The following is a 25,269-nucleotide window of genomic DNA, read 5'->3' on the forward strand; positions in this document are numbered from 1 at the left end:
GCCCGTCAGATTGGCATTTCAGGCCAAACCTGCGCACAATCCTGAGCACTGTCTTGGCTGCCACTCTCTTGCCGAACTCGCCAAACAGACACATGTGTATATGCCGATGCCAGCACCCATTCGGGCTTCTTAAGAAAATCCTGGCAATCAATGGCTCCTGTCGGGTCTCGCCACGGGCGCAGGATACAAAAGATAGTAATAGTAAGAGGAACTGGACTGGATTACGGACAGCGACCATTGTGTTTGCAGTGTCAGTGGACATTTGACATGTAGCGATGTGATTTTTCTGTCGTCGTTGCGGAGCGCAGCGTCTGCTCCTGTGATGGCGAAGAGTCTGCCTGTTGTGCTGCGTCCTGCAACCGCACATTCAATGGCGTATTGCGCTGACTTGACGTGGTGAATGCTCCAGACACGGTGAAGTTCTGCGTTACGGGCGAAGTAGGTGTCGAAGAAATCTTAAGTCTTGTCGATTCCCGTCGATCTTTCGCCTCGTCCGGAGGTGAAGGATGCATCTGGGGCAAAGAGCTGTACCGGTTCCGTGAAATCCCTCTCGTCCTGGCCTGCGGTGTTTGACAGTGAGAAGTAGTGGTTGAGAACACCGCTGGAAGGGGTCATGCGATATTTTTCTTTTTCTTGGATGCGTTCTGTTCCAATCGAATGTCGTGCTTCGCATGTGTCAGGTGTTTATACAGTAGGATAATTCAAGTTCTCACGCTTGCGGGGAAGGGTAAGGAGCACAGCAAGGCATTCTGCGCCATCGCGGCGGGACCTGATATGGTCTGGAAACGGGACGGGAATGAATGCGCGTGCAGTGTCTTTGAATCCCTGCAACTGGTTCACCATTAATGTCTGCTATGTCGAGAACATATTGCAGGTCGAATGAGTGGAATTCTCTGCCGTCTAGCCCATTCAAATATCTTGTTTCCTCAAACGCTGAGGTAGTCCGATCATGCAGGTATTCATTCATGAATACTGTTTATCCGTGGATGCCGAATGCCATGCCAATCAGCCATGCGAACAGCATAGTCGATAGCCCCATGAGGACGTTGCGCAATATGGCCTTTCCTAGTGCTGCCCCGCCAATTCTTGCTGAAATGCTACCCGTAATGAGAAGAGCTATGGCAACGGAAAGCACTATGAGAAAAACCCTCAACGGGAAAGAAACCGGAATCAATGAAAACAGCATGGGAATGATTCCGCCACTGACGAATGACAGGAAAGATGAGTATGCGGCCTGCCAGGGACTCGTCAGCTCATCCGGATTTATGCCTAACTCGTCGGTAGCATGGGCACGCAAGGCATCATATTGCATTGCTTCGAATGCCGCTCGTCTGGATGTGTTGGCGGAGATGCCCTTAGCCTCATATATGTGAGCCAGCTCGTCAAGTTCTTCAACTGGAAGGTTTTCCAACTCCCAGCGCTCCTTATCGAGGAGTGCGCGTTCTGTATCACGCTGTGCGCTCACGGATACATACTCTCCTCCGGCCATGGAGAAGGAGCCTGCCGCAAGGGCTGCAAGGCCTGCGACGAGCAGCGAACGGGGATTGCTGTCTGCTCCGGCCACGCCTATGATCGTGCCGGCGACGGACACGATGCCGTCGTTGGCGCCAAGGACGCCGGCACGAAGCCAATTCAACTTGCTGGATGTACCCCTGGTATCATGCAACTCACCTGGGTGAGAGAGAGCGGTTTTGCCACTCATCTTGTTTGGCTGTTGCTGACTTATCCACCCACCGTAATCCTTATCAGGAATCGGGAATGATTCCGTAACGTCTTTATCGACGGCATTTTCCTTATGGTCATCCATGGGTTCACCATTCAATCATGGAACAGCTGCGGTTGCGCTGTCTTGTCTTCTACGTTTTCGCCTGCACTACTAAAACATCGTATTCATCATTCGTGTCGTTTGGTTAGTGTCGGACATATTGCAAAGAGTGTCCGGGGCCAGGCTGCGGATGACATTGAGTCAAGACGCTTAAATCTGTAAGTTGCAGCCTCAAGCATCCTGATTCTTAGATTTTTCTGAGTATGAAACATGTAGTTTGTTGCTCGGTGACATATAGAAGATGTTCATGGAATCCGATGGCACTGCTAAGAAACCACCCATGAAACATGAAAGTCAGCGAATCAGAATACTCTCAGCGGATGATGTGATGTACACGATACGGATCGCTCACGGATGTGAATGACTTTCGCAGTGGTCGGGGCCGGAGTATCAATGGCAGAAAGTGGATGCAATGAAAAGACAAGGTAAGATGGCAATAACCGCAGTATCGTTGTTGGCGCTTTCAGTTGACGTAGCGGCGATATTTGTCGTACCAGAGTTACGCATGCGATATGCAGATGCGTCTTTGACTTCAACGCAAGCCGCAGGGCAAACTGCCACGCAGGCAGGCAGTTCACGCGGTGAGAATAGCTCACCAAGCAGCTCGACCCCCTCTTCAAGTTCATCGGTATCCTCGAGTCTGAAGGATGGAACATATTCGGGAGCGGTTGTCTCTACCAATAGAGGTGATTTCCAAGTGGATTTGACAGTATCTGGTGGGAAGGTAACCAATGTCGAAGTCTTGGAATATCCGCAGGATCCGACATCCCAGTCCATCAACGAGCAAGCCATTCCAGTGTATGTCAAAGAAGCCTTGGCAGCGCAGAGCGCTCAAATTCAACTCGTTTCTGGCGCAACCGAAACCTTCAATGGATTCACCGGATCGCTGCAGGATGCCATCAATCAGGCCCAGGGTCCAAAATGAACACGTACGTTCTTAATGTGATGAACCTTCCCTTTACCATTATGGTTAATTCCATATCGAAAGATCTCAAAATTGAGAAGACGGTCAAGACCATCCACAGCCTTCTGATCGATGCAGATCGACGCTTCTCCCCGTTCAAGGCAAACTCTATGGTAAGCCGCTTCCAACATGGTGACCATGGCGTGCTGTCAGACGAGGATTTTCAAGAAGTGTATCTCAAGACTCTTTTGGCACAGGTTGAAACAGATGGACTTTTCGACCCATTCTACTCAGGCGTGTATGACCCTACTGGATTGGTGAAGGGATGGATCGTTGAAACTGCGTTCAATCAGGTTCTGGAGCCTTTGTTGCGTACTGGTCAGGTCACGGCCGCGGCCATCAATGCGGGAGGAGACATGATCGTTTCCGCCAATGCATTTCAGACTGCCTGGACAGTAGGCATTGAGAATCCATGTGACACCCACCACTATGTGGCAGCATTCCCACTGCGTTCTGGAGCTGTCGCCACATCAGGAAGCAGCAAACGAGGCGAACATATCAAACGTGCACATCATGACATCGTACAGTCGACGGTCATTGCCGATTCATTGGTCGATGCCGACGTTTGGACCACCGCCCTGTTTGCAGCCTCTCGTGACGACATCCCCCATCTCATAGCGGAGCATGCGCTTACGGCCTTTCTCGTCACTGATTCAGGACAGTATCAAAATTATTCACGTGGCACGCTCGTAGACGCATCGTCAATATCCAGTCATGATAAGGAGTTCTGGCGATGAAACACCTATCGACACGCATACTCCTAACATGGATGATCCTACTGTTTATTGTGCCCGCGCCCATGGTGCTGATGCTTTCGACGACCTTGCCAACGTTGTATTTACACAATATGGTCGGCATCCAACTTGGTGTCATTGCATACTCATGGATGCTTGCCGCCATGTATCTTGGCACTCGTCCTCGATGGGTGGACAGAAGTGTCGGGTTACCACATGTATATGTGGTTCATGGGGTGATGGGACTTATGGCGATTACCCTCGCAGTCCTGCATCGCCAACTTTCCCTTTCGTCGGGGTGGATCAAGAGAACTGGCGATTGGGCACTTATGCTGTTCATCGCACTTGCAGTCTGGTCATGCGTGTTCATGGCAGGTTGGCTTACTTCACGCTTACGGTGGCTCGAACTGTTGAAACATTGGCTCGAACACCTCGCAAGGCATGAACTTTCAGTATGGCTTCACCGGCTTAATCTCATAGCCGTAGTCCTCGTGTTCATCCACGTGCAGCTCATCAACTACATAGCATCACAACGAATTTTCATGGCAGTGTTCGATACTGTTACCATACTGGTATTCACACTATATGTTCTTGAAAAAATGCGTCTTCATTTCATTTCCATAACGGGACGGATCACTGGAACTCGCATGATAGCTCACAAGGTTCATGAAATAGCAGTTGCGATTCCACGTCAGCATGGTATGGATTGGGAAGCCGGAGACTTCGCATTCATCCGTTTTCCCGATAGTGACGGCTTGCGGGAATACCATCCGTTCTCGATAGTGAACGCACCTCTCGATCACCGGAACCATGGGGTGGCAAGACGCAATCTTCCCAATGCAGTGACACTATTTTTTGCTATTCGTGAAGATGGCGATTTCACACGTCGAATGGGTGCGTTGCCACCAGGAACGGTTGTTGACATGTTGCCGCCATACGGGCGCTACCGACGCTTCGTTGAAGAGCATGCACACAATGCCCCCATGATTCTTATTGCGGGTGGTATTGGCATCACGCCACTGATTGCCGTGCTTGAGCACTATGGGCCGCGTGTTTCGACCTTCGTGTACACGGCCAGGCGAGGTCAGATGCTGCCGTATACCAGTTATCTGCGATACTGGGCCGAGACGAGTCACATGCGTTCAATCATCTCCGAGCATCGGATACCGCCATCGCGAATAAGGAATGAGGTGATTGTCCGACACGCGATCTATCTCATAGCCGGCCCTATGCCCATGCAGCGCATGTGGTCCAAGTATTTGTGTTCCCAGGGCATTCCGGCAGATGACATATACGCCGAACCCTTCTCCTGGTAAAAGAAGCGACAGACCAAAGACTGGTCATTTTTCAGACATACGCCCTCTGATGTTGTAACTGTCCTTATGCAAGGAAGCCACAATTCAAACTACAAGCATTCTAGCAGCTTGAAAAATCTGCCGATATCTTACTAGGTCGCACACTGATATTGCCGTGCAGGGATTGAATTCAGACACCACCGCTGGGATATCACGATGTACACCTTGTTGTTACATCTTTGATGCAGTTCATGGATTTTCAACGTGATTAGAAAATATGCGCAGCACATCGTGGATCTGGAACACAGCGGATGTTGACCCATATACAGGGCGGCGGCCTGTTGCTGCCGATACTGAACAGAATGGGAAGTACTTTCAATAACTAATTAGCGGCGTCTATTGCTATCAGATTAAGAAAACGTCCATAATGTACGATAGTCGAAACTTATGTAGTGCACGAGCGGTATTGTTCTCGGCATCGAAGTTGCGTTATAAATGTTTCGAAACGGTATCATTCATAAACAATGCTTGACCATTATTAATCACGGCGAATGTTCGGTGATACTTTATGGGCAATCTCCTTAGCATATCAATATTGTTTAAGAATGGTTTTAGCCAATTTTTAATGGTCATATGGTTGTTGACTGATTTGTCAATTTCATCCTGATCGAGATGTTCAACCCTGATCATAGATGCATTGAGCTCAGCATGTTCCATTATTGGAGAGGAGGGGCGCTCAGTCAAAGATTGATGAGTATTTATTGCTTTAGGGATTCTTGGAGAATTGATCGAAGTCCTCGACGCGGCTTGCAACTTGGCCGTTGACATTGTTCCGGCATAATGTTGGTTTGGGAGCAGGATTGACTGTTTAGACCGTGCGTGGCTCGAACTGGTCAAGTTCGGTGAAGCAGCGTCTGTATATCAGTATCATGATCAGGGTGTCTCCGATTATGGTGATCGAGCTGAGTGCGGCAAGGACGACGAACTGGTATTTTGCCGCTTCGAGTGGATCTCCTCCTGCCATGATCTGGCCCGCCATCATTCCCGGTATGAGTACGATGCCGCTTGAAGCAAGCTGTGCGATCGTAGGGATGAGACCCAGTTTCGCCGAGGCGATGATTGATGGTTTCGCTGCCTCGAAGGGGGTCGCACCCATGCTGAGGTAGACCTCAACCTCATATTCCCGGGCTTTCATATCGGAGAAGAATCGGCTCATAGCAACGGCGATTGCGGCGACGAGATTGCCAAGCATCATGCCGGTCACAGGAATCAGAATCTGCGGGGCGTACCATGGCGATGGCGCGATGATGAGTTCGCTGACGACGCTGTCGACGATGAGCACACTCACCATCAAGGTCAGCAGCACTGGCATCACCAGGCCTCGCGGAATTCCATCTGCACGGGTGAGCGTGATCTGCACGGCGGCGATGACCATGAAAACCATCAGTGCCAGGACAATCCACGGGTTGTTGGCTTCGATGACGTATTTGATGATGTAGCCCATGGCCAGTAGCTGCAGTAGTGAGCGCAGGGTCGACCAGATCATGGATTTCGCCATTCCCAGTCTCATGACGACGGTCAGGATGGCAGCCAGGGCGACCAGCAGAAAAGTCACGGAGAGTCCGAATATGTTGATGTCATACACGGCGCCTGCAGTATGCGAAGCGATAATCATTCCATCTCCTGTCGTGACAGCCTGCCATGTGCGAGGCTAAGAATCCTGGAGGCCCGTCCATCTGAATTTCTGTGCCGGACTCGCAACACCGCCATTCCCGTGTGAGTTGCCGCGTTTTGCAGCATGGCGCCGACCTTGTCGGAACTATCTGGATCTAACCCCGCATCCACCTCGTCACTGAGCAGGACTTTCGGCTGGAGCATCAGGCTGCGCAGCAGACACACCCGTGCCTGCTGCCCAACGGATAGCATTGCGGGGTTGCGGACAAGCTCCACATCATCCAACCCCAGTTCGTCCAACCCATTTCTGATCTGCTTGGCAACAGGCTTTGCCGTTTGCGGTCTCAAGCCTTTAGCGTTCCTGTTGATGGAAAAGCCGAAGGGAAGCAGCACCGCATCAAGAACGGTATCAGAAGTCAGCACAGGCCTTTGGGGGAGATATACGACATTGCGCCTCCAGCTTTCGGGTGTGAAGCTGCTGCTGTCTCTCCCCTCGAGTGTCAGCTTCGCTGAAGCATGTGGGTCAAGCAGTGCCAATGCCATGAGCACATGTGATTTGCCCGAACCAGAGGGTCCCGTGAGATCGACGATCTCGCCTCGCTCAAGATGAAGAGACAGGTTGGAGAACAGGGTTTTCCCGTTCTGTTGTGATGAATCCTGTTTAAACACGCACGACAGGGCATGCGCCGAGAAGTAGCTCACTTGTTGTTTCCTTTCGATTCGGTCGGATCGACTGTCAATCGCAGCGTAATCTCCATCGTCGTTCCGGATGATGATGTTGAAAGAACACGAATGGTTCCTTGGTAGCGGGACAAGATATCGCGCGTCAGGGCCAGTCCCAGACCATACCCTTGGTGTTCGGATTCCGCATCGGAACGTGCAAAGCGCGCGAACCACTGTTCGGGATTTCCTTCCATTCCCGTTCCTTGGTCCCGAACCGTCACGACTGCTCTGTCTTGTGCAGCATGCAGTGTCACTTCTATGTTCGTGTGATGCGGTGAATGGACGATTGCATTGTCAAGCACGGCGACAAGACAACGTTCGATTCCCGTTTCTTCGCACAAGACGAGAACGGTGGCTGAGGGTGATGCGAAATGGATCGCAACCTCACGCTGCTCAGCAAGCACATCGATTGACTCTAGGGCGTGTGTGATTGCCTGGGATAGATTCACTGCGTGCGGGCTGGTAGCGCCGCGTGCCGCCAGCAATAGGTCGTTGATGATGATGTCCATTCGTGACACGTCAGTTGTCAATTCCTTCAGCAGAGGATCGATGGGTTTTCCGAGTCGCAGGCGACGCTCGATGAGTTCGCTACGAGCGTTGATTATTGCAAGTGGCGTTTTCAATTCGTGACTCGCGTCTGCTACGAAGTTACGTTGCAGCCGTATGGCCTGATCCAACGGCCTGATCTCTTCGCGGGATAGAAACCATGCAACCATCCCTGTGGTGATGATGATTCCAGCGACAAAGAGAATGATGAAGATTATTGCCTTTTCGGAGTCTATGATCAAGCTGCCGTGGAAGAGAGCTCCCGAGGTTACGTCGTTGGGGCTGAAGCCGCGTTCGCTGAGTTCATGTCGCGAACCTAGAATGACGCCAATGACCAGCAGAAGTGCTCCGAGAATCGCAATTGCACTCATTGCCAGCATCATCCGTATGCTGATTGATCGTATGGCTTTCATCCCGGATGTCTTGCGCTCGACCTGTGCATCTGATTCGTTATTAAATCTCATATGGGGTCGCTTTCCATGGGATTGCCGAGGCAATATCCCTTTCCTCGAACTGTCATGATCAATCCTTTGACTGTCTTCTGTCTGATATAGGAAACATAGGTATCAATGGTTCCCTCCCCAGCATCACGGCTGAAAGCAGCCATGAGCAATTCTTTTCTTGTGAAGACCCGGTCAGGATTGATGCACAGCGCCTTCAGCAATGAAGCTTCCGCAGGAGATAACTGGATGTTTATTCCCGACGGCGACTCGATGAGCCCTCGGTGCTCCTTGAATGTCCAATCGCCAATCGCGTGACTCTGCTGCTGTGCCTGATATCCGCGCAGCAATGATCGTATGCGTGCGTTGAGTTCCTCGAAACGGAATGGTTTGGAAAGATAATCATTGGCACCTGCATCCAATCCTGAGACGATCTCTTCCGTACTTGAAAGAGCGGTGAGCATCAGCATGGGAACGGTGATCCCTTCCCTCCGTGCCGAACGCACAAAATCCAACCCATCCATATCAGGCAGTCGTCGATCGACAATCACTGCATCATAGGGATTCATGCCAAACTCGTGGATGGCTGCCTTTCCCGTTGTAACCCAATGCGCACGGTAATCGTCCTCAAGGAGTTCCATGAGAATCCCTCCCATCTGCGGATCATCCTCAATGAGCAGAAGGCTGGGTTGGAGCAGCTTGATCGGGTCTGACAATGCGTACCGGCTGTGACTATCATCAAGTTCATTCATATTTCAGCCCTCCACCGATGACGGTATTACTTCGCTTCGATTTCTTCACTTCTTGACAGCCAAGACGTAAAAGCCTTGAATGCCAATGGAAGAATCGAAATGAGCACGATGCACAAGCACACTATTTCGATATGATTCGATATCAGCGGGATACGACCAAGAGCATACCCCATGCTTGGAAGTGCAACGCCCCAGATAACTGCCCCGACAAGGTTCGCGATGATGAAACGGCGATGATTGAAATGCGTCATGCCTATGATGAAGGGAACAAAGGTTCTCAATATGGGCACGAATCTCGCCAGGATGATCGCCCGGCTGCCGTAATCATCGAAGAAGCGCTGTGCTCGCTTGATGCGATTTCTATTTTTCCCCTGCACCCAGGATTTAATCCGGCGAATGTTTCCGCTGTGCTTCCCGGTCTCATACCCGGCTTGGTCTCCGGTGAAGGCAGCCACCGATACTATGAGACAGATGATCCACAATGGCATTCCTGATACGGGTGAGTCAGCCAGCGTCATTGACGCGGGAACCATGCCAAGCAGGAAAACTAGGGAATCTCCGGGAAGAAAAAATCCTATCAGCAGACCGGATTCTGCGAAGATGATGAATGCGCAGGCTGCAAGTGCCCAAGGCCCTGCTGCTGCAATAACGAATGCCGGGCTAAGAAAAGATAGCATGTTCAAGTCCTTCTTGAGTACCTTTTATACTGTCACCGACATAATCCCAGTATGGAGCTAAGCAAACGCTAAGAATTGCATGCCAGACAGAGCAGACACGTACAGAAATGATTCTTGGAGAATTCTTGGTATTTCAATGCAACACTTGAACGCATGAATAATCCTTTCGTCATGTCGTTGTCTCGGCTGCCTTGGACCAGGCGGCTGCTCCTCTTAGTGACAGCATTGGCTCTCATTTGCATCATTCCTATCGGAGACGCATTGAAAAGAAGTCAGTCTATCACGAATCACGAGATGAAGATACTTGAACAATTCCAAAAAGCTCCACATTTGTTGCTGGCTATCTCAACAGGCTTTGGACAGGCTTTCTCGATCGCGGGGACTGCACTGATAGTTTCACTTTCTCTGCTCTATTTGGTTTGGACCCAGCGTGGCTGGGTCCAACCTTTGAGGGGTGCCATAATCGCCGTCACTCCAATGATGGTGACGCTCGTGGTAAAGGTTATCGTCAATCGTAGCCGTCCAGGAACATCCCTCGGGAATCTGGAGAACGATCCAAGCTTTCCAAGCGGGCATGTCGCGGCTTCGATATGCTGCGTGGCGCTGCTGTTTCTGATCATGCAGTTGCGTCATGTCCGCGAATCGTCAAGAGGGAACAGATATTTTCTGAGGCTCGCCGTATCGGTGATTCTGATGCTCATTCCAGTGATGACTGCAGTCTCCAGACTGATATTGGGCGTCCACTATCCCAGCGATGTAGTGGCTTCTCTGATTCTCAACGCCCTGCTGGCAGCAAGCATGGGAGTCATAACACAACAAGAGATAATGGCAGGTCCACTGCATTAATATCGATGGATAAAACGACACAACCGACAAAATTATCTTAAGATCTCAGGTGAAACTAACAGAGTAGTACATTATACGGTGATACTCATATCCAGCCAAAGCGGAATTCAATTTAACTACGTATAACCTACATGCATTCTTGATATGTTTCATCCCCCGCTTCTAAATCGAATCTGGATGATGAGGTTCGATGCAAATCCACATGTAGCCGTTGGATCCGCTGGCTGCTGTTTACCAGACATTAAGAACAGGGATATCTGGGTCTGAATCTTGGCTGATTCGACTCCTTACTTTACTCAAGTGCGCTATTTCTGCCTGCCAGCTTCTTACGGGCGTCAGTGGTTCTCACTGCTCTTTTCCACCCATCTTTCGGAATGGTTCACCATCGTACTCAGAACTGGCTATCTCATATTTCTTAATATCAATATTCTCTTTATTCTGCATCTTCCATTGTTTTTGAGTGGACCAATCTGTTTTCCAACGTGGTGATGCCCTCATTGGTAACATCTGGTGAATTGCTCTGGATTCCTCGTGTATGAGTTCTGACCAATCCTGTGAGAGGAAGAACTGGCATCAGGAAACCAGGCGACGGTGGCTTTCCCTGTTGCCAGAACAAAGCCATAGTAATAGTCATGATCACTGCCAAATGTGATATGGACTGGTTTTTGTTCCTGATTTCCCCTAGATAGGGAATGATGGGATTATGAGCATACAATTTAGCGATGAGTTCAAGGATCGGGCCGTGAGATTGTTGGCCGAGTCGTGGGAGAATTATTCGTCGCAGACGAAGGCGCTGCAGGGTGTGGCCAGGAGCCTATGGGTCGCCACGCAGTCGCTGCGCCGCTGGCAGGAACAGGCCGATGCGAACGGTGCGGCCGGTCCTGGCGAGTCTGCGGAGTTGAAACGGCTGCGCTGGGAGAATGCGGAGCTACGTCGCAGCAACGAGATACTTTCCTCGGCCTCGGTTTTTTCGCCTCAAGGCTCGACCCTACACGGCGTTGATGGTAGCGTACATCGACCGTCATCGCGCACGGTTCGGGGTCGGGCCAATCTGCTGGACGTTGAGGGTCTCGTTGGATGGCGGGTTCATCACGTCTCGCGCGTACTGGCAGACGAAGGCACATACCGTCTCCACCGGTACGGGCTCGTCACGAGACGCTGGCGCGTGGCATTGGCGGGCATGCACGCGCACCGGTTCATGGCGGTGTACGGGTACAGGAAAGTGCATCGTCAGCTGATCCGTCAGGGTTGGAGTGGAATCGGGCGCGACCAGGTGCTGCATGTCATACTCTCCCTTGGGATTCAAGGCATACGTCGGGGTCGGATCCCTATCCCCACGCGGTCCGTGAGGAGTACGGGCGGGCGCCCGGACCTAGTGGAGCGCCGGTTCAGCGCAGCCGCTCCCGGTCGTCTGCATGTGGCTGATATCACCTACGTGCATCTGAGCGATGGAAGTTTCGCTTATGTGGCGTTCGTGACCGACGCTTACGCCAGAAGGATTGTGGGCTGGGCCGTGAGCGCGAGCCAGCCCACCAAGGATCTGCCCCTGCTCACGTTGGACCAGTCCACCGGCTGGGCAGCCCGGCACGGTGATACGCGTGGACTCGTGCATCACTCGAATCACGGCACCCAGTACATCAGTGTTCTCTACGGCTCGCACCTTAACGAGCATGACATCCTCGCGTCCACCGGCAGCGTGGGTGACTCCTACGACAACGCCCTCGGGGAAACTGTCAACAGTGCGTACAAGACCGAGCTGATCCATCGCGGCAGGCCCATCGACCGCGTGAAGGCACGGAACAAGCCACCTTCCAGTGGGCGTTCTGGTGGAGCCAGAAACGTTTTCATGAAACTCTGAACTACCTGACACCAGCCGAAGTGGAAGCACGTTACTATAAATCACAAGTGATACCAATCACCCCAAAAACCAATAAAACAATGTGAACAAAATCCAGTCCACTTGAAATGGCTTAAAAGATCGGTTTGGTTCTAGTGGTGGTTGCGGCATCTGTCTTTCTGGGAGGAATGGATGTCGCAATACGAGTATCGGGGCTCGGTCTATCCGCCCCGGCGTGCGATGTGCCAGGCAAGACGCGCCCACTATGTTGAGCTGTTGAATCAGGGTATGAACTTCACCCAGGCTGCCCGCATGGTCGGGGTGTCCAAACGCACTGGGAAAGCTTGGCGCAAGGGGCGAGCCAGAAGCACTGACAGGAACGAACGGCCCCGGGTCGACTGGTATCGTCATGACATGGACCAGCCCGACCGCCATGACGCCCAGAGCGTGCAGCACGCCAGTATCGCCAAGATGCGTCACCTGCCCAAGCTCCTGCGCAACACCCTGACACCTGGGGCGAACTCGCCCTGCACCAGAAGATCAGCACCAGCCTGGGCATGCAGGTCTACTTCTCCCGACCTGCACAGCCCCTGGCAGCGCGGCACCAACGAGAACACCAACGGACTAATGCGCCAATACTTTCCCAAAGGCACCGACCTGAGCATCTACCCCGAGAAATATCTCGACGCCGTCGCCGAGGAGCTCAACGACCGCCCGAGAAAAACCCTCGACTACATGAAACCCAACGAAAAAATCATCGAACTCATCAACCAAGCCGCATATTAGAAACCACAAACACACTACCAACCGTTGCAACCACCACTAGAAACCGCCGGGCTGCGGCCTTTTTCTGGGGGGCGTCGAAGTAAGATGGACACGATGCTGCGGCTACCGCCGTTTGTCTCAAGCCCGGTGCTTGTGATAATTGGCATGACACCATCGGCGAACAATGCACTTGTGCTATAAGCCTTCCCTGAGTGTATGGGGGCATACCGTATCTACCGTTCAAGAAACAGTCACGAGTCATCGGCATTGATTGCTCCGTCCTCATTGATGTGGTAATTGGCGGGGTAAAGGAGAATGTAGTCCATACTTTTGCTTGTACTTTCAAGCATCTACACAGAATCTTTGCACTCTCCCTAGCTCCACAATTCACCTCAAATCGTTGCAATTCCAACGCTTTGGGGTTTTTCTTTGCCTTTGAATCGGTGGGGAAATCGGGGTTAAGTAAAGAATTGTGGTTAACAGGCAAAACGTGGGTCTTATACGGCGTGTCATTTTTGTCCTGCCCAGCCTTTTCTGATGCCGAATCCGTGTTCGTAGCCTCGGCCGCTTTGTCGCCTTCCTGTTGGCCGCCATATGCCCGGTAGTCGTTCCGGCCGCCATCCAGAGTATTTCAGATTCGTGGGATCCCGGCGAGTTAAGAACAAAGTTGCTGGCTCGATCCCCGTATATCGTGTAAAGTTTTGCAGATATTGCGCTGCTTCTCGTCATCCGCACGCCGGGCGGACTTGATTGCTTGACATGGTCCACGGTGTTGCCGAGACAGTAACGGATCCGAAGCACCAATGTCTGGTTCTGATACTCATATTTTGGATACACATACGTAAGAATACAAAAATATAAGATATTTTTTGAGACATATGTATAATATTTCGTGGAATGATACGAAATTTATGGATATATTCAGAAATTGAGGTACATGGTTATGTCCAGCGAGCTTGAGGAAGTGGTTCGCAGCGTCATTCGCGGCCAGTGCGAGACACAGACGCTGGAGATCAAGGCTGCGAATAATGGCGCGCCACGTGTCCATGACACCTTGTCGTCATTCTCGAATCAGAACGATGGAGGCATCATTCTGTTCGGCATTGACGAAGGCAACGGCTTCGCGATATGTGGCGTCTATGACGCGCAGGATCTGCAGAAGAAGTTGCATGGCCAGTGCGAAGCCATGACGCCTCGGGTGAGGCCGGTGTTCGACGTGGCCCAGGTAGACGGGAGAACCGTGGTCGCGATGTACATCACCGGGCAAGCCATGAGCGAGCGACCGGTATACCGTACCATCAAAGGAATTCCTGAAGGGAGCTACACGCGCATTGGCGATGCCGATGTGCACATGACTGCAACCGAGCTTTACGAAATTCAAGCGTTTAAAGAAGGCCGCCGCGATGATGTCGATGTGGATGAATTAGCGAGCGCCGCCATGCTGGATTCATCAAAGGTTTCTCGTTTCATCGATGCCGCAGCCATAGAACGCCCACTGCTTGGAAGACGTTCCCATGAAGAGATGCTGTCATTATCGGGAATAGTGCGCGATGGGAAACCCACGTTGGCTGGCATGATGGCTCTTGGCGATTACCCGCAACAGGTGTACCCCAATTTGTGCGTCACTGCCATCGCAGTCAACGGCACGGAACTGCTGCACCACGATTCTGGAGAACGGTTCGTCGACAATAAACGATACGAAGGCACCATTGACGAAATGATAGAAGGTGTCATGGGCTTCGTGGCGCGTAACAGCAAAACCAAAGTAGTGATCCGGGACGGCAAACGAGTCGATGTTCCGCAATATCCGCAGACTGCAGTGCGCGAGATCATCGTCAACGCGCTCATGCACCGCGACTACGGGCCATACTGCAATGGGACACCCATACGACTCGTGCTGTTCACCGATCGACTGGAGTGCTGGAATCCCGGTGGAATCTATGGCGGCCAGAGCATCAACGAACTTGGCATTGCCAACATGCCTACGCGCAATCCGACCCTGGTATCGATTCTGGAGATTGAAAAAATCGCCAAGAACCGGCATACCGGCATACCGGTAATCCGCGATGAAGCGAGATCTTATAGATTGCGTGAACCGGAATTCATTGACCATAAGGGCTCGTTCCTTGTGAGGCTCTTCAACGAAGCCGCGAGCAATCATGACATAGCTCATGCCAATGCCACTGATCGCCGGCAGGCAAAGACTCGTTCCGGCCAGACCATCCAGGACATTCTCGACTACTGTTCCCAGCCCCGCTCTGCACAGGAGATCGCTGATTCCCTAGGCTACAACATGCAATATGTCAGGAAACGATATATACGACCGATGATCGACGATGGCAGACTTTCCCTAACCATGCCAGATAAACCGCAAAGCAAATTCCAACGGTATCAGTCTTCCAAACTGATTACGCGCGTTCGATTCCCGTCGCCCGCTCCACGTTGCGCTGTTTAAGCGTTCATTGTGAACTTCCCAAAGTATACAACCCTTCAATCGATGGAAATCAGGCCGGTTTAACCCGGATTTTGCCCCTTTTGGGGCTTCTATACTTTGGGAAGTTCACAATGAACGCTAGGGGATGGGGTGCTGGCTGTGTTGATGACACCACCAGCAGATGGCCTTGATGCGTCGCATGAGGCGCAGTCCCCGCTGCTGGCGCATCATGTCGCGCAATTGATGCGAACAAAACCCAGTCCAACAATCGGGGTGCAATTCACTTCTTAGGCACGATCTGCTGAAGCGAGTAAACACTCATGCGCATCGTTCATTGACGCTCAGCGGTGATACGTTCCAGCCAGTTTTTCACCAATGCTTCGGTGAGGGTTTGCTGTTCCAGATGCACATTATGTCCGGCAGCGTCCAATACTGCAAAACTGGCTCGTGGGTAATGTTCTATCCGATGCCATGCATCCCTGTACCCCACCACCTGGTCTTGTCTGCCTGTGATAAACAGACTGGGTTTTGTAAACGCTTCAGGATGCTGATCCTCAGGCTCCTGCTCGAGTGAATACTGTGCCGAGATGGCGTGCAATGCGTTTCGATCCGCGAGCTCGATACCCGGCATCACATACTTCTTAAACGCTGCGGCATGATCGGCGGTCTGCACCACGGCCATCTGCGCATAGTCCTCGCCAGTCTCTCCGAGCGATTCGATGAGTTCGCGATCCTCGTGCAGCACGGTCGTTCCGGGCAGCGTGCGCCGTTCATGGGCGTTCACAAAAACGCCCGCCACGGTCGCAAGACCCAGCACCTGATCTCGCATGTCGTGCGCGATGCAGCGCGCGACCATGCCACCGAAGGAGTTGCCGATAACCGCAAAGGGCTTGCCGCCCATATAGTCCCGAATCCAGTCTTCAACGGCATTAACCACGCCTTGCGAACCTTGGATATCACCAATCGGGGTTTTGCCATGCCCTGGAAGGTCTATGAATATCTGACGCCACCCACCGAGCTCATCAAGCATCGGGCTCAAGTTGGAGAGGATGCGATGATCCACTCCGAACCCATGAATCAGCAGCAACGCCGTTCCGCTTCCCCGCTCTTCTACATACATAAGGCACACCCCTGCAACGTAAACAAAGTGCCATAGGCGGCACTCCCCTTGAAACACCAGCCTATGGCACAATGAAGATTTCTGAGTGACCTGCGTACAGAATGGTTTGCAGCATCGCTTACAGACCCAGCACTTCCTTGAGTCCTTCTTCAAGCGATGCCAGTGGATGACCGAGTGTCTGTTCAAAATCGGACGAGGTCACCTCAAGGTCACCGGCCTTGATGAGTTGCTGAATGCCGAGCGTGCCTTTGGCGGCCTCCTCGGGCAGCCCCTTGCCTTCCAAGGCATCGACGAAGGCGTCCTCGTCAAGGTCACGAGACGTGACGGGCTTGCCGGATGCATGCGACAGGGCTTGCGCCAACTGCTTGTAAGTGTGCGGCTGTCCGGAAAGTTCAAGAATCGAAGGATTCTCCTGCCGCCCCGAAAGCACGCGTGCCGCCGCCTCGCCATATTCCCGTTTCAGAGCCCAGCCGACGGTAGCATCTCCAGCGGCATCCCCTGCCGAGGAATCGAGCTCGCCAGTGTCAAGAGCAGCCTTCAACAGTGCGGTCTCATTTTCGAGATACCAATTATTCCGTAGGAACGTGTGCTCCATGCCGGAACGTTCAATCAGCTGCTCGGTGAATTGATGGTCCGTGGAAAGCATGTTGTCCACATTGCTGGCATTGGCGAAACTCGTGTACGCGATAAAGGAGACGCCGGCCTTCTTCGCCTCATTCACCACATGTGCATGTTCAGCCTGTCTGTTGCCAGGAGCTCCCGAAATGAGCAGCAGCCGGTCAACACCTGTAAACGCCGCGCTCAAAGAATCGCTATCGCCGTAATCCCCCACGCGGACTTGGACGCCCTGCTCCTTGAGCGAGGCGGCTTTCCCCTCATTGCGCACCAACGCGATGATGTCCGAGGCAGGTACCAGCTGCTTCAGATATTCCAGCACGTAGCCACCCAAGCCACCCGTCGCTCCGGTTACCAGATATGTCATAGTCATGCTCCTTATCACTCGCCCCTGAACGGTGTTCCCGCCGAGAGACAAGCATCCAATTTTGCTGTATATTTTTAATGTACAGCATGAGAATATATAATTCTCAATGCTGAGTCAAGTCCTGACGAACCGATCCCACGACAACTCAGCATCGCAAACCGGCCGACTAGCGCACTAAGGGGCACGAACATGAGATATTCCACGCAATTAAGCGACGCGGTGCACATTCTCGCCTACATTGCTGTGTTCTCGGGAACCAGAGATATCACCAGCGACATTCTCGCGGCAAGCATAGAGACCAATCCCACGAACGTACGCAAAATCATGGGTCAGCTTCGACAGCGCGGCCTGATCCACACGATCAATGGCCGGCCCAAGCCAACGCTGAGCCGCCCTGTGGAAGCAATCACACTGTATGACATCTTCACGAGCATACAAGGAGAAACGGCACTCATCGAAGTGGACGAACACACAAATCCACGATGCATCATCGGCGCGAACATCCAGCAAGCCCTCGAAAAAGAATATTCACGGCTGCAACAGAGCGTCGAACACGAGATGAAGAACATCACTTTGGCAGACATTCTACGAAGCATCTCCACCTCAGCCATCAAATCCAATGCAGAAAACACAACACTCGTGGAATCATTCCTCTAATACAGCAAACGTCGAAACCTGCACTGGTCGGTACTGCATACCCAATCCTCTGCAACTTTTGCTGGCATCTGCCCGCACAGTACTCTTTCAAGCTTTGCTGATTTCACTGCCAGCGAGTCACCATATCGTTACACTACCGAAGCTAAGGTGGCGAATATGAGCGCTGCATCACGGGCAGTTCCCGACCATATGACACCAACCCAAGTGGCTCCTGCGGATGATCTTGGTCAGATTCGTTCGCATGCTGAAGCACCGTTGCCTTCACACGTTTCCAACCTTATTCAAAAACCGCGATTACGAGGAATATTGCATGTAATCGCATTCCCCATCAGCATCATTGCGTCGATAGTACTGGTCGGTCTGGCCCCCTCAGGCGAACAGAAAATCGGTGCCCTTGTGTACGCATTGAGTACGATGCTGCTGTTTGGCAATAGTGCGCTGCTCCATGTCGGACATTGGGGCAAGCGGATGAATACGATTCTGTGTCAGATCGATTACACTAATATCTTTGTCATCATCGCAGGTACAAACACCGTCTTTCTGCTTACCCTTCACACCCCGATTCGCTGGACATACCTTGCCATCGTATGGTCGGTAGCATTCCTCGGTTCTGTCTGCCATGTTATTTGGCATGACAACCATGATTGGCTATTCACTGTCATTTATGTGGTTTTGGGTCTTTCTGCGGTGTTGCTGCTACCTTTGCTCTGGAATGCACCACATCATGGTCACGCAATCACAATTCTGCTGGCCGTGGGAGGTGCCGCGTATATTGCAGGTGCGTGCTGTTTTGCGATTCGTCGACCGAACCCTTTCCCAGGCTGGTTTGAATATCATGAAGTCTTTCATGCAGGGACCATTGTTGGCTATACCTGCCACGCAGTAGCAGCTTTCCTTGCCATCACATCAATCGCAGCCAGATAATCAAGCGGCTCAACGGCAATGTCATGGTCGTATGGAAATGCATGGTCGTCCGGGAATGCCGGATAAAGAAGCCGGTAAGTTAGGTGTGAAGTTTTCGCTCTTTCATGTACCGCCATTGGCAAGCGCGATATGCCTGTACGATAGCAATACGGCGATGGGTCGGCCTGTCAGACCAACCCATAACGCATAACGTCAGACGACTATTTGGCCTTATCCCTGCGGAGAGGAAGCGTGGCGCAGCGAAATCCGCCAGGGAACTTGGTGACTTCCGAGAAGTCCAACGGAACTGGCTCCACATCATGAGTGCGCAGGGCATCGGCCAATCGGCGTGCACGCGAATCGATGATGATGCGATCAGGGGCAAGGGCAACGGTGTTGACCATCAGCGATCGCGCTTCCACATCGTTCGCTTCGATGAGTTCGAAGCGAGAAGCGATCTGGCTGCGTGAATATGGGGTCAATGACGAGGAGTGGATATACCCCAGTTTCGGTCCGACCATCGTGAACTTTGTATCGAGATGCACCACGCCCCTGCCAGAGAACTCAATCGGAACTATGTCCCTGTCGATGCCAGCGTGAGAGAAACTTTCTCTCAGCGCGCTGATTCCCTGGAGATTGGTCACCTCGCTCAGCCCGACGAAAACGACATCGTCAGTCACGATCACATCGCCGCCTTCGATATGACCGGATTCGATTCTCTCGACTTTCGAAAATTCCTTCAGATAGGGTTCAAGAGCCCGCTGCTCCTTCTTCCTGATGGGATCGCGCGAACGCGAGAGAAAGATCGTATCATCGACGGCGAAAGCAATGTCTCTCGGATACAACTGAACATCCACATCCGGCAAAGAGGCAAGCGTATGGACCTTCACTCCCGAATCGATCAGAGTCTGCACGAACTTGTCATGCTGGCGACGAGCAATGTCATGGTTCGGCACGCGAACGGCGTTGTTTTCCACATATCGAAGATTGGCGAGATCCGGATAGCGCAATGATCCCCAGATCAGACTCCACCAGCTGTATGTCTTGTACGGTCCGACGATCGCCTCTCGCAGTTCACCGATATCGCTGGGGTTTGCAATGTGAATCATGATGCTCCTATTATTTTTCGTCGCCGCCTGTGCAAGTCGCTGACCATGCCGCGGCACTTTTCGAATGGCCAACGTCTCACGGCTATATTGGCCATATGTCCAACATAAGCGAACTCGCAACTTACGTCAAGCTCCGCTGACTTGCTCGAGCGCATCTGCTCGCTATGCTTACAAACATGAGCAAGATCGTCAATCACTCGGCTCGCCGCCTTGAAATCGTCGACGCATGCCTCAGGGTGGTATCGCGAGTTGGTCTTTCAGGAGCGACGACACGAGAAATCGCAAAAGAGGCCGGGGTCTCACACGGAATCATCTCTCATTATTTCAATGGAAAGAACGAAATACTGCGAGCCGCACTTGAACGTTCATATCAACAGCTCGCCGAACACATAGATGCGAATCTCAATGGGCTCTCAGGTACCGAGGCGCTGCAGCAAGCCATCTATGACGCTCTCCCAGTTGACGAGGAAGGCAGAATCGGAGAGCAGATAGAGCTCGCATTCTGGGCATATGCGATAGGAAATCCAGAGTTGGCCGAAGAGCGTTGGCGTTCATACACCGAGTGGAAACGCGCACTTGAACTCCTGATCAAAGGCGCACAGGCTCAGGAACATCTTGACGGTCCAGACCCGGCTCTTGTTGCAGAAACGATCATCTCGACGCTTGATGGGCTTGGCGCGCAGGTCGCGATATACCCTGACCGCATCTCCCCGGAGCGCATGGTCGAGATCATGAACGCCACACTTGCCGGTTTCGGATTCGCTACTAGCAACAACGCATGATGTGAATTCAACAATTCTTCAGAAAACCAGAAAAACCGATGATTTATATTGTCCATATGGTCAATTTATCTATGTTTGAGCCTCTATCCGCATGGCTATCAGCGGGAGACTTCGAGTTTTGTTGCCTTTTCTGAGTATCAATGGCATTAATCCGTGAAATGGCGATTGAAATGTGGCCAAAATCGGTGCTGATACTCAGAAAAGGCAACAAAACTCGAAGTCTCGATCAGGAAAGGCCATCCGCGCTTGAGAGGGAAGGGTTCGGCTCTTTTTGCGTTTGTTGCATTCGTCGTGTTATTTCAACAAACGTAATTGCAACATTTTTCAACAAACTCACTATCTAGGTGAAACATATCTAGCATGAGTGTCATGACTACAAAGCGCGTTGCGGCAACACAGAGCCAGTTTCCCCGGGGATCTCGCAGTTACATCATGTCCCGCATTCGCGGACGAGACACCAAGCCCGAAATCATGGTTCGCAGGTATCTGTTCTCTCGGGGTCTGCGATTTCGAAAGAACGATCCGCGATATCCTGGAAAGCCAGATGTGGTGCTGCCGAAATATCATACGGCCATCTTCATCAATGGCTGCTTCTGGCATCACCATCAGGGATGCCGCTATGCAACGACACCTAAGTCAAACGTTGAATTTTGGACTCAAAAATTCTTGCGTAACCAGCACCGCGATACAGCAGAGGTGACAGCCCTTACCCAGCTCGGGTGGCATGTGATAGTCGTGTGGGAATGCGAGTTAAAGAAGCCGGTATGCGCCGAACGCCTTGCACAGCTGTACGAAGAAATTTCACAAGGCAAGCAATAGGCGCCTGTCAATCGTGGGGCGAATGATTCCTCGCCTGCATATTCGTCTGTATGAAGGACCAGTGAGTGACGCCCCGCAACCGTTAACGATCTCCGTGCGGCATGGGTCGCATCGTTTGGAGCGATCGCTGCTAGCGAGCAGGTGTTGGATCGTCCAAGCTCATGTAATAGCTCCAATTCCCAACGGTTATGCCGTTGCGTTCCACCATTTGGCTCAAAAACTCGGTAAAGCCATTCTTGACATAGAACCTTCGATTCGGCTCGGTGTTGGTCATCAGCGTTATCTCTGTTCCTCCACGTTGTCTGACGTAAGGAATCAGACAGTCATGAATCATGCGACTTCCAAGTTGCTGGCCTCTGCAGTCACTCTTGACGGCAAGCAGCTCAACATACCATGCGTCAGAATATCTGGCGAAGCAGTCTTTCTCGGTCTCATTGCATATTCTTGAAAAGTCAATCAGTCGTCTCACGCCCACCTGCATCGGCAGACGCCATCCACCGGAGACAATGTTATTCAGCAATCCAACGTGTCGGTTTTTCGGTTTCTCCACCAACGCCATAGAGACGATGGTTCCGTTCTGCACGCCAACGAGACAGTCGTTCTTACGCCCGATTGAGCGGATATACATGCTGAAGAGTGTTTCAATGAACTTGAGATAGTCAGCTTGGCTGCTGAACGCATCTCGAAAAACGAAACTGAATAATGGATATTCCAGGAATGATCGAGAAACCAGATCGACTATCGCATGCAATTCCTTGGGTTTGGCGAATCGATATTGAATGGCTGACTGCTGTGGGTTACAAGACATATACCCCATCATAAGCGCCTTCACCAGCCTCCCCACGGAGGTACAAGTGCCGAATGCCGCAAGAATGAGCTGACTAATCCGAAAGCTATTCATAAAAAAGCAACCATGTGGTAACTTATAACTGTCACAATGAAGTGCGGAAGGAGAAGCTTATGTCAACGCCAAATAAGTCCTTTGAAACGCGGCCATCAGAGGCTGTTGAACCATCGATGACGGAAGCACCCGGTGCCGGGGCAGCGTCAACAGCAGTTGCGGGGAGCAATTTCTCTGCAGACGATTCCCCGCTCAACGAGTTTGGAGAGCGACGATTCGTCAACAAACTCAGCTGGTTCGGCCCGCTGAATCTTGTTACGGTCCTAGCCTTCACCATTCCAACGGCGGCAACCGCCTCCCTGTTTTCGTTCATGTATACCGTGGTGCTCTCCGAAGCCAAGGCCAATTCCGCAATCGGCATCACCAACATCTTCGGAGCATTTTCAGGAGCGGTCTTCGCTGTACTGATTGGCTATCTCTCTGATCGGACCAGAACGCGTCTGGGCAGAAGAAATCCTTGGATCATCTTCGGAACGATACTTGCAACCATCGGCCTGTTCGGACTTGCACTGGCCAATTATTCAATGATCTGGATGGTCGTAATCTTCTTCTGCATCTTCCAGGCGGGACTCAACACCTTCTATGCCGCATACACGGCCCTGCTCCCAGATCGCGTGCATTCTGCACTGCTTGGCCGCGCCTCAGCCTATTCAGGTTTTGGCAGTCTCGCAGGCACCGCACTCGGTTCAATCCTGACTCAGGTTTTGGTTGGACTGTTCGGCGCTGCCAATCTCAAGGCGGGCTTCTTCACCTTGCCGTGGCTGATGATCGTCATTGCTATAGTCATCGTCATCGTTCTTCCTGGAGCAGACATGCACACCAAGCATGGCACACCGACGACAGAACAGCATGCCGAAGGTGTCAAGTCACCATTCCGCATTCCTAAGGATCGTGATTTCTGGCTCGCTTATTTCGGCCGATTCGCCATCGTGCTTGGCGTGATGTTGATTCTGCAGACGGCAACCCAGATCATGCGTTACCATTTGGGACTCAGCGTCAAGGATGCGGCATCTGTCGGTGCGGTCGCAGGTTTGCTGATGGCTGCTGCAGGGGCCATTTCCTCCCTGTTTGCAGGCTTCATCTCCGATAAGATCGGCAAAAGAAAGCCACTCATTGCCTTCACGGTCGCCTTTTTCATCATCGGTGCAGCATTGCTTGCATTCAGCAGCAGCGTGATCGTCTACTACGTGTACACCATCTGTGCAGCGCTCTCCTACGGCAGCTTCCAAGCCATCGATCAGGCTCTTATGGTCGAGGTTCTTCCCGACAAGGAGCATGTGGCACAAGACATGGGCATGCTGGGAACAACCAACACGCTTACCGGTGTGATTGCAGGCGGTATGGGTGCCTTGGTAATTGGCGTATTCGGCTATGAGATGTTGTTTGTTATTGCGGGTATCCTCGCACTCATTGGGATTCTCATATTCATCCCCATCAAGCGAGTCAAATAGAGGGCGATTTTCATATGTCGGTAAGTGCACGTTGGTCCAAAGAAACAATGCCAGAACTCGGAAGCCAAACTGCAAGCCGTGGCGAAACAGACGAGCGACGCTTCATCGATGCATTGCCGCCAGCCGAACCACTGGCTTCGGACTTAAGCAACGGTACCGTGCAAACCGTTGCCGTCCGCTGCAGTTGGGGCGGCGAATTAACGGCTTCAGTGACGCCAAATTACACGACTGCCAAGCATGTTTCATTGTTTGTGCCCGGATTCACCGGTTCGAAAGAGGATTTTCTTTCGTTCTTCCCACATCTGATAGACGCGGCACAACCGTCGGAATCTCGAGCATTCATGGCATTCAGCCAACGGGGTCAGGCGGACTCTGCGCGACCTGCGGGCGATAATGATTATGCGCTTGAGGACTTTGTGCACGATGCGCAGGAAGTCCTCGTCCGCATCGGTGCCGACAAGCGCCCAGTCGACGTGATCGGTCATAGCTTTGGTGGGATTGTCGCCAGACGCTTGGCTCTGGCCAGTCCCTCACTCGTGCGCTCACTGACATTGCTGTCGAGCGGAGCGAAGCCGATTGCTCAGACGTCCCAGGCCAAGGCATGGTTGCAGACTCTGCGCACATTCGGCTCGACCATAATCTACAAGTCCAAGTTCCCCAAGCTTGGCGACGAGCCACAGCAGGATCCTGACATTGAAATGTACCGGGTTCGAGCACATCGAACTTCATTGCATAACCTGCTCTCAATCGCCGCGATTTTGGCCGATTATGACGATGTGACCGATGCGCTTCACGCTGCTGGGATACCAGTTTCCATCATGTTTGGCGAGGATGACCCCGTATGGCCACACGACACCTATAACAACGAAGCAGAGCGCCTCGGAATCACACCCGTCACCTTCCCAGGGGCTGGGCATAGCGCCCAAATCGATACGCCCGACGCGCTGGCTCAGGCACTCTGCAACTTCTGGTCAAAGGTGGGTGAGTGACCATCTGAGTTGCACCATTCATGCGCCCGTCCACACCATGCCAC

23 protein-coding genes and 1 pseudogene are annotated in these 25,269 nt (G+C 52.1%); 13 read left to right on the forward strand and 11 right to left on the reverse strand.

Annotated elements, in window-relative coordinates:
- Window positions 1–251: 251 nt before the first annotated feature.
- Both QN215_RS00715 and QN215_RS00720 read right to left on the reverse strand, forming a co-directional pair.
- Entirely contained in the window at window positions 252–512 is a 261-nt protein-coding gene (locus QN215_RS00715) for a hypothetical protein (RefSeq protein WP_369344243.1), read from the reverse strand.
- Window positions 513–976: 464 nt separating this feature from the next.
- A complete protein-coding gene (locus QN215_RS00720) occupies window positions 977–1,807 on the reverse strand; it encodes a VIT family protein (protein WP_369344049.1) in 831 nt (276 codons plus the stop codon).
- Window positions 1,808–2,237: 430 nt separating this feature from the next.
- Between QN215_RS00720 and QN215_RS00725 the strand changes: the two genes are divergently transcribed.
- The 3 genes from QN215_RS00725 to QN215_RS00735 are packed head-to-tail and all read left to right on the forward strand — an operon-like array spanning window position 2,238 to window position 4,839.
- Window positions 2,238–2,750, forward strand: coding sequence for an FMN-binding protein (locus QN215_RS00725; protein ID WP_369344244.1), 513 nt, complete (start codon window positions 2,238–2,240; stop codon window positions 2,748–2,750).
- A gap of 41 nt (window positions 2,751–2,791) precedes the next feature.
- Window positions 2,792–3,526: an FAD:protein FMN transferase gene (locus QN215_RS00730; RefSeq protein WP_369344245.1), complete on the forward strand. Its 735-nt coding sequence runs from the start codon at window positions 2,792–2,794 to the stop codon at window positions 3,524–3,526.
- 32 nt (window positions 3,527–3,558) lie between these two features.
- Window positions 3,559–4,839, forward strand: a complete 1,281-nt coding sequence (locus tag QN215_RS00735) for a hypothetical protein (RefSeq protein ID WP_369344052.1) — start codon at window positions 3,559–3,561, stop codon at window positions 4,837–4,839.
- An 847-nt stretch (window positions 4,840–5,686) separates the two neighbouring features.
- Here QN215_RS00735 and QN215_RS00740 read toward each other — a convergent pair.
- From QN215_RS00740 to QN215_RS00760, 5 genes are read right to left on the reverse strand one after another with little or no spacing between them, the layout of a single operon-like run.
- Entirely contained in the window at window positions 5,687–6,493 is an 807-nt protein-coding gene (locus QN215_RS00740; protein WP_273202362.1) for an ABC transporter permease, read from the reverse strand.
- Window positions 6,490–7,194 carry an ATP-binding cassette domain-containing protein gene (locus QN215_RS00745; protein WP_369344246.1) on the reverse strand — a complete coding sequence of 235 codons (705 nt, stop codon included), beginning with the start codon at window positions 7,192–7,194 and terminating at the stop codon, window positions 6,490–6,492. The genes QN215_RS00740 and QN215_RS00745 overlap by 4 nt, the downstream gene beginning before the upstream one ends.
- Window positions 7,191–8,225 carry a sensor histidine kinase gene (locus QN215_RS00750; protein WP_369344247.1) on the reverse strand — a complete coding sequence of 345 codons (1,035 nt, stop codon included), beginning with the start codon at window positions 8,223–8,225 and terminating at the stop codon, window positions 7,191–7,193. Before QN215_RS00750 ends, QN215_RS00745 begins: the two co-directional genes overlap by 4 nt.
- Window positions 8,222–8,953, reverse strand: a complete 732-nt coding sequence (locus QN215_RS00755) for a response regulator transcription factor (RefSeq protein WP_369344248.1) — start codon at window positions 8,951–8,953, stop codon at window positions 8,222–8,224. The genes QN215_RS00750 and QN215_RS00755 overlap by 4 nt, the downstream gene beginning before the upstream one ends.
- A gap of 26 nt (window positions 8,954–8,979) precedes the next feature.
- Window positions 8,980–9,630, reverse strand: coding sequence for a DedA family protein (locus tag QN215_RS00760; protein ID WP_369344249.1), 651 nt, complete (start codon window positions 9,628–9,630; stop codon window positions 8,980–8,982).
- 153 nt (window positions 9,631–9,783) lie between these two features.
- On the opposite strand from QN215_RS00760, the gene QN215_RS00765 reads away from it, so the two are divergent.
- The 4 genes and pseudogenes from QN215_RS00765 (at window position 9,784) to QN215_RS00780 (ending at window position 15,533) form a co-directional block, all read left to right on the forward strand.
- On the forward strand, window positions 9,784–10,476 hold the full coding sequence (locus tag QN215_RS00765) for a phosphatase PAP2 family protein (RefSeq protein ID WP_369344056.1): 693 nt from the start codon (window positions 9,784–9,786) through the stop codon (window positions 10,474–10,476).
- A 703-nt stretch (window positions 10,477–11,179) separates the two neighbouring features.
- Window positions 11,180–12,334, forward strand: a complete 1,155-nt coding sequence (locus QN215_RS00770) for an IS3 family transposase (protein WP_369344250.1) — start codon at window positions 11,180–11,182, stop codon at window positions 12,332–12,334.
- 171 nt (window positions 12,335–12,505) lie between these two features.
- Window positions 12,506–13,099, forward strand: a pseudogene (locus QN215_RS00775) (IS30 family transposase).
- 922 nt (window positions 13,100–14,021) lie between these two features.
- The gene (locus tag QN215_RS00780) at window positions 14,022–15,533 is read left to right on the forward strand and encodes an ATP-binding protein (protein WP_369344251.1); all 1,512 of its coding nucleotides are present in this window, start codon (window positions 14,022–14,024) and stop codon (window positions 15,531–15,533) included.
- A 310-nt stretch (window positions 15,534–15,843) separates the two neighbouring features.
- On the opposite strand, the gene QN215_RS00785 is transcribed toward QN215_RS00780, so the two are convergent.
- On the reverse strand, window positions 15,844–16,632 hold the full coding sequence (locus tag QN215_RS00785; protein ID WP_369344252.1) for an alpha/beta fold hydrolase: 789 nt from the start codon (window positions 16,630–16,632) through the stop codon (window positions 15,844–15,846).
- Window positions 16,633–16,750: 118 nt separating this feature from the next.
- Window positions 16,751–17,614 carry an SDR family oxidoreductase gene (locus QN215_RS00790; RefSeq protein ID WP_369344253.1) on the reverse strand — a complete coding sequence of 288 codons (864 nt, stop codon included), beginning with the start codon at window positions 17,612–17,614 and terminating at the stop codon, window positions 16,751–16,753.
- Between the two features lie 189 nt (window positions 17,615–17,803).
- Between QN215_RS00790 and QN215_RS00795 the strand changes: the two genes are divergently transcribed.
- On the forward strand, window positions 17,804–18,271 hold the full coding sequence (locus QN215_RS00795; protein ID WP_369344254.1) for an Rrf2 family transcriptional regulator: 468 nt from the start codon (window positions 17,804–17,806) through the stop codon (window positions 18,269–18,271).
- Between the two features lie 156 nt (window positions 18,272–18,427).
- Window positions 18,428–19,195: a hemolysin III family protein gene (locus QN215_RS00800; RefSeq protein WP_369344255.1), complete on the forward strand. Its 768-nt coding sequence runs from the start codon at window positions 18,428–18,430 to the stop codon at window positions 19,193–19,195.
- 200 nt (window positions 19,196–19,395) lie between these two features.
- On the opposite strand, the gene QN215_RS00805 is transcribed toward QN215_RS00800, so the two are convergent.
- Window positions 19,396–20,283 (reverse strand): dimethylarginine dimethylaminohydrolase family protein, encoded by an 888-nt coding sequence (locus QN215_RS00805; protein WP_369344256.1) that lies wholly within the window; start codon window positions 20,281–20,283, stop codon window positions 19,396–19,398.
- 176 nt (window positions 20,284–20,459) lie between these two features.
- On the opposite strand from QN215_RS00805, the gene QN215_RS00810 reads away from it, so the two are divergent.
- The gene (locus tag QN215_RS00810) at window positions 20,460–21,065 is read left to right on the forward strand and encodes a TetR/AcrR family transcriptional regulator (RefSeq protein ID WP_369344257.1); all 606 of its coding nucleotides are present in this window, start codon (window positions 20,460–20,462) and stop codon (window positions 21,063–21,065) included.
- 369 nt (window positions 21,066–21,434) lie between these two features.
- Window positions 21,435–21,884 carry a very short patch repair endonuclease gene (locus QN215_RS00815; RefSeq protein ID WP_369344258.1) on the forward strand — a complete coding sequence of 150 codons (450 nt, stop codon included), beginning with the start codon at window positions 21,435–21,437 and terminating at the stop codon, window positions 21,882–21,884.
- Between the two features lie 130 nt (window positions 21,885–22,014).
- On the opposite strand, the gene QN215_RS00820 is transcribed toward QN215_RS00815, so the two are convergent.
- Window positions 22,015–22,692: a GNAT family N-acetyltransferase gene (locus QN215_RS00820; protein WP_369344259.1), complete on the reverse strand. Its 678-nt coding sequence runs from the start codon at window positions 22,690–22,692 to the stop codon at window positions 22,015–22,017.
- A 152-nt stretch (window positions 22,693–22,844) separates the two neighbouring features.
- Here QN215_RS00820 and QN215_RS00825 point away from each other — a divergent pair, with 152 nt between their 5' ends.
- Together QN215_RS00825 and QN215_RS00830 are read left to right on the forward strand one after the other, a co-directional pair.
- Window positions 22,845–24,236: an MFS transporter gene (locus QN215_RS00825; protein WP_369344260.1), complete on the forward strand. Its 1,392-nt coding sequence runs from the start codon at window positions 22,845–22,847 to the stop codon at window positions 24,234–24,236.
- Window positions 24,237–24,283: 47 nt separating this feature from the next.
- Window positions 24,284–25,225 (forward strand): alpha/beta fold hydrolase, encoded by a 942-nt coding sequence (locus QN215_RS00830; RefSeq protein WP_369344261.1) that lies wholly within the window; start codon window positions 24,284–24,286, stop codon window positions 25,223–25,225.
- The last annotated feature ends 44 nt before the right edge of the window (window positions 25,226–25,269 follow it).

This window comes from Bifidobacterium sp. WK041_4_12, assembly GCF_041080795.1.
Lineage (GTDB): Bacteria > Actinomycetota > Actinomycetes > Actinomycetales > Bifidobacteriaceae > Bombiscardovia > Bombiscardovia aquikefiricola.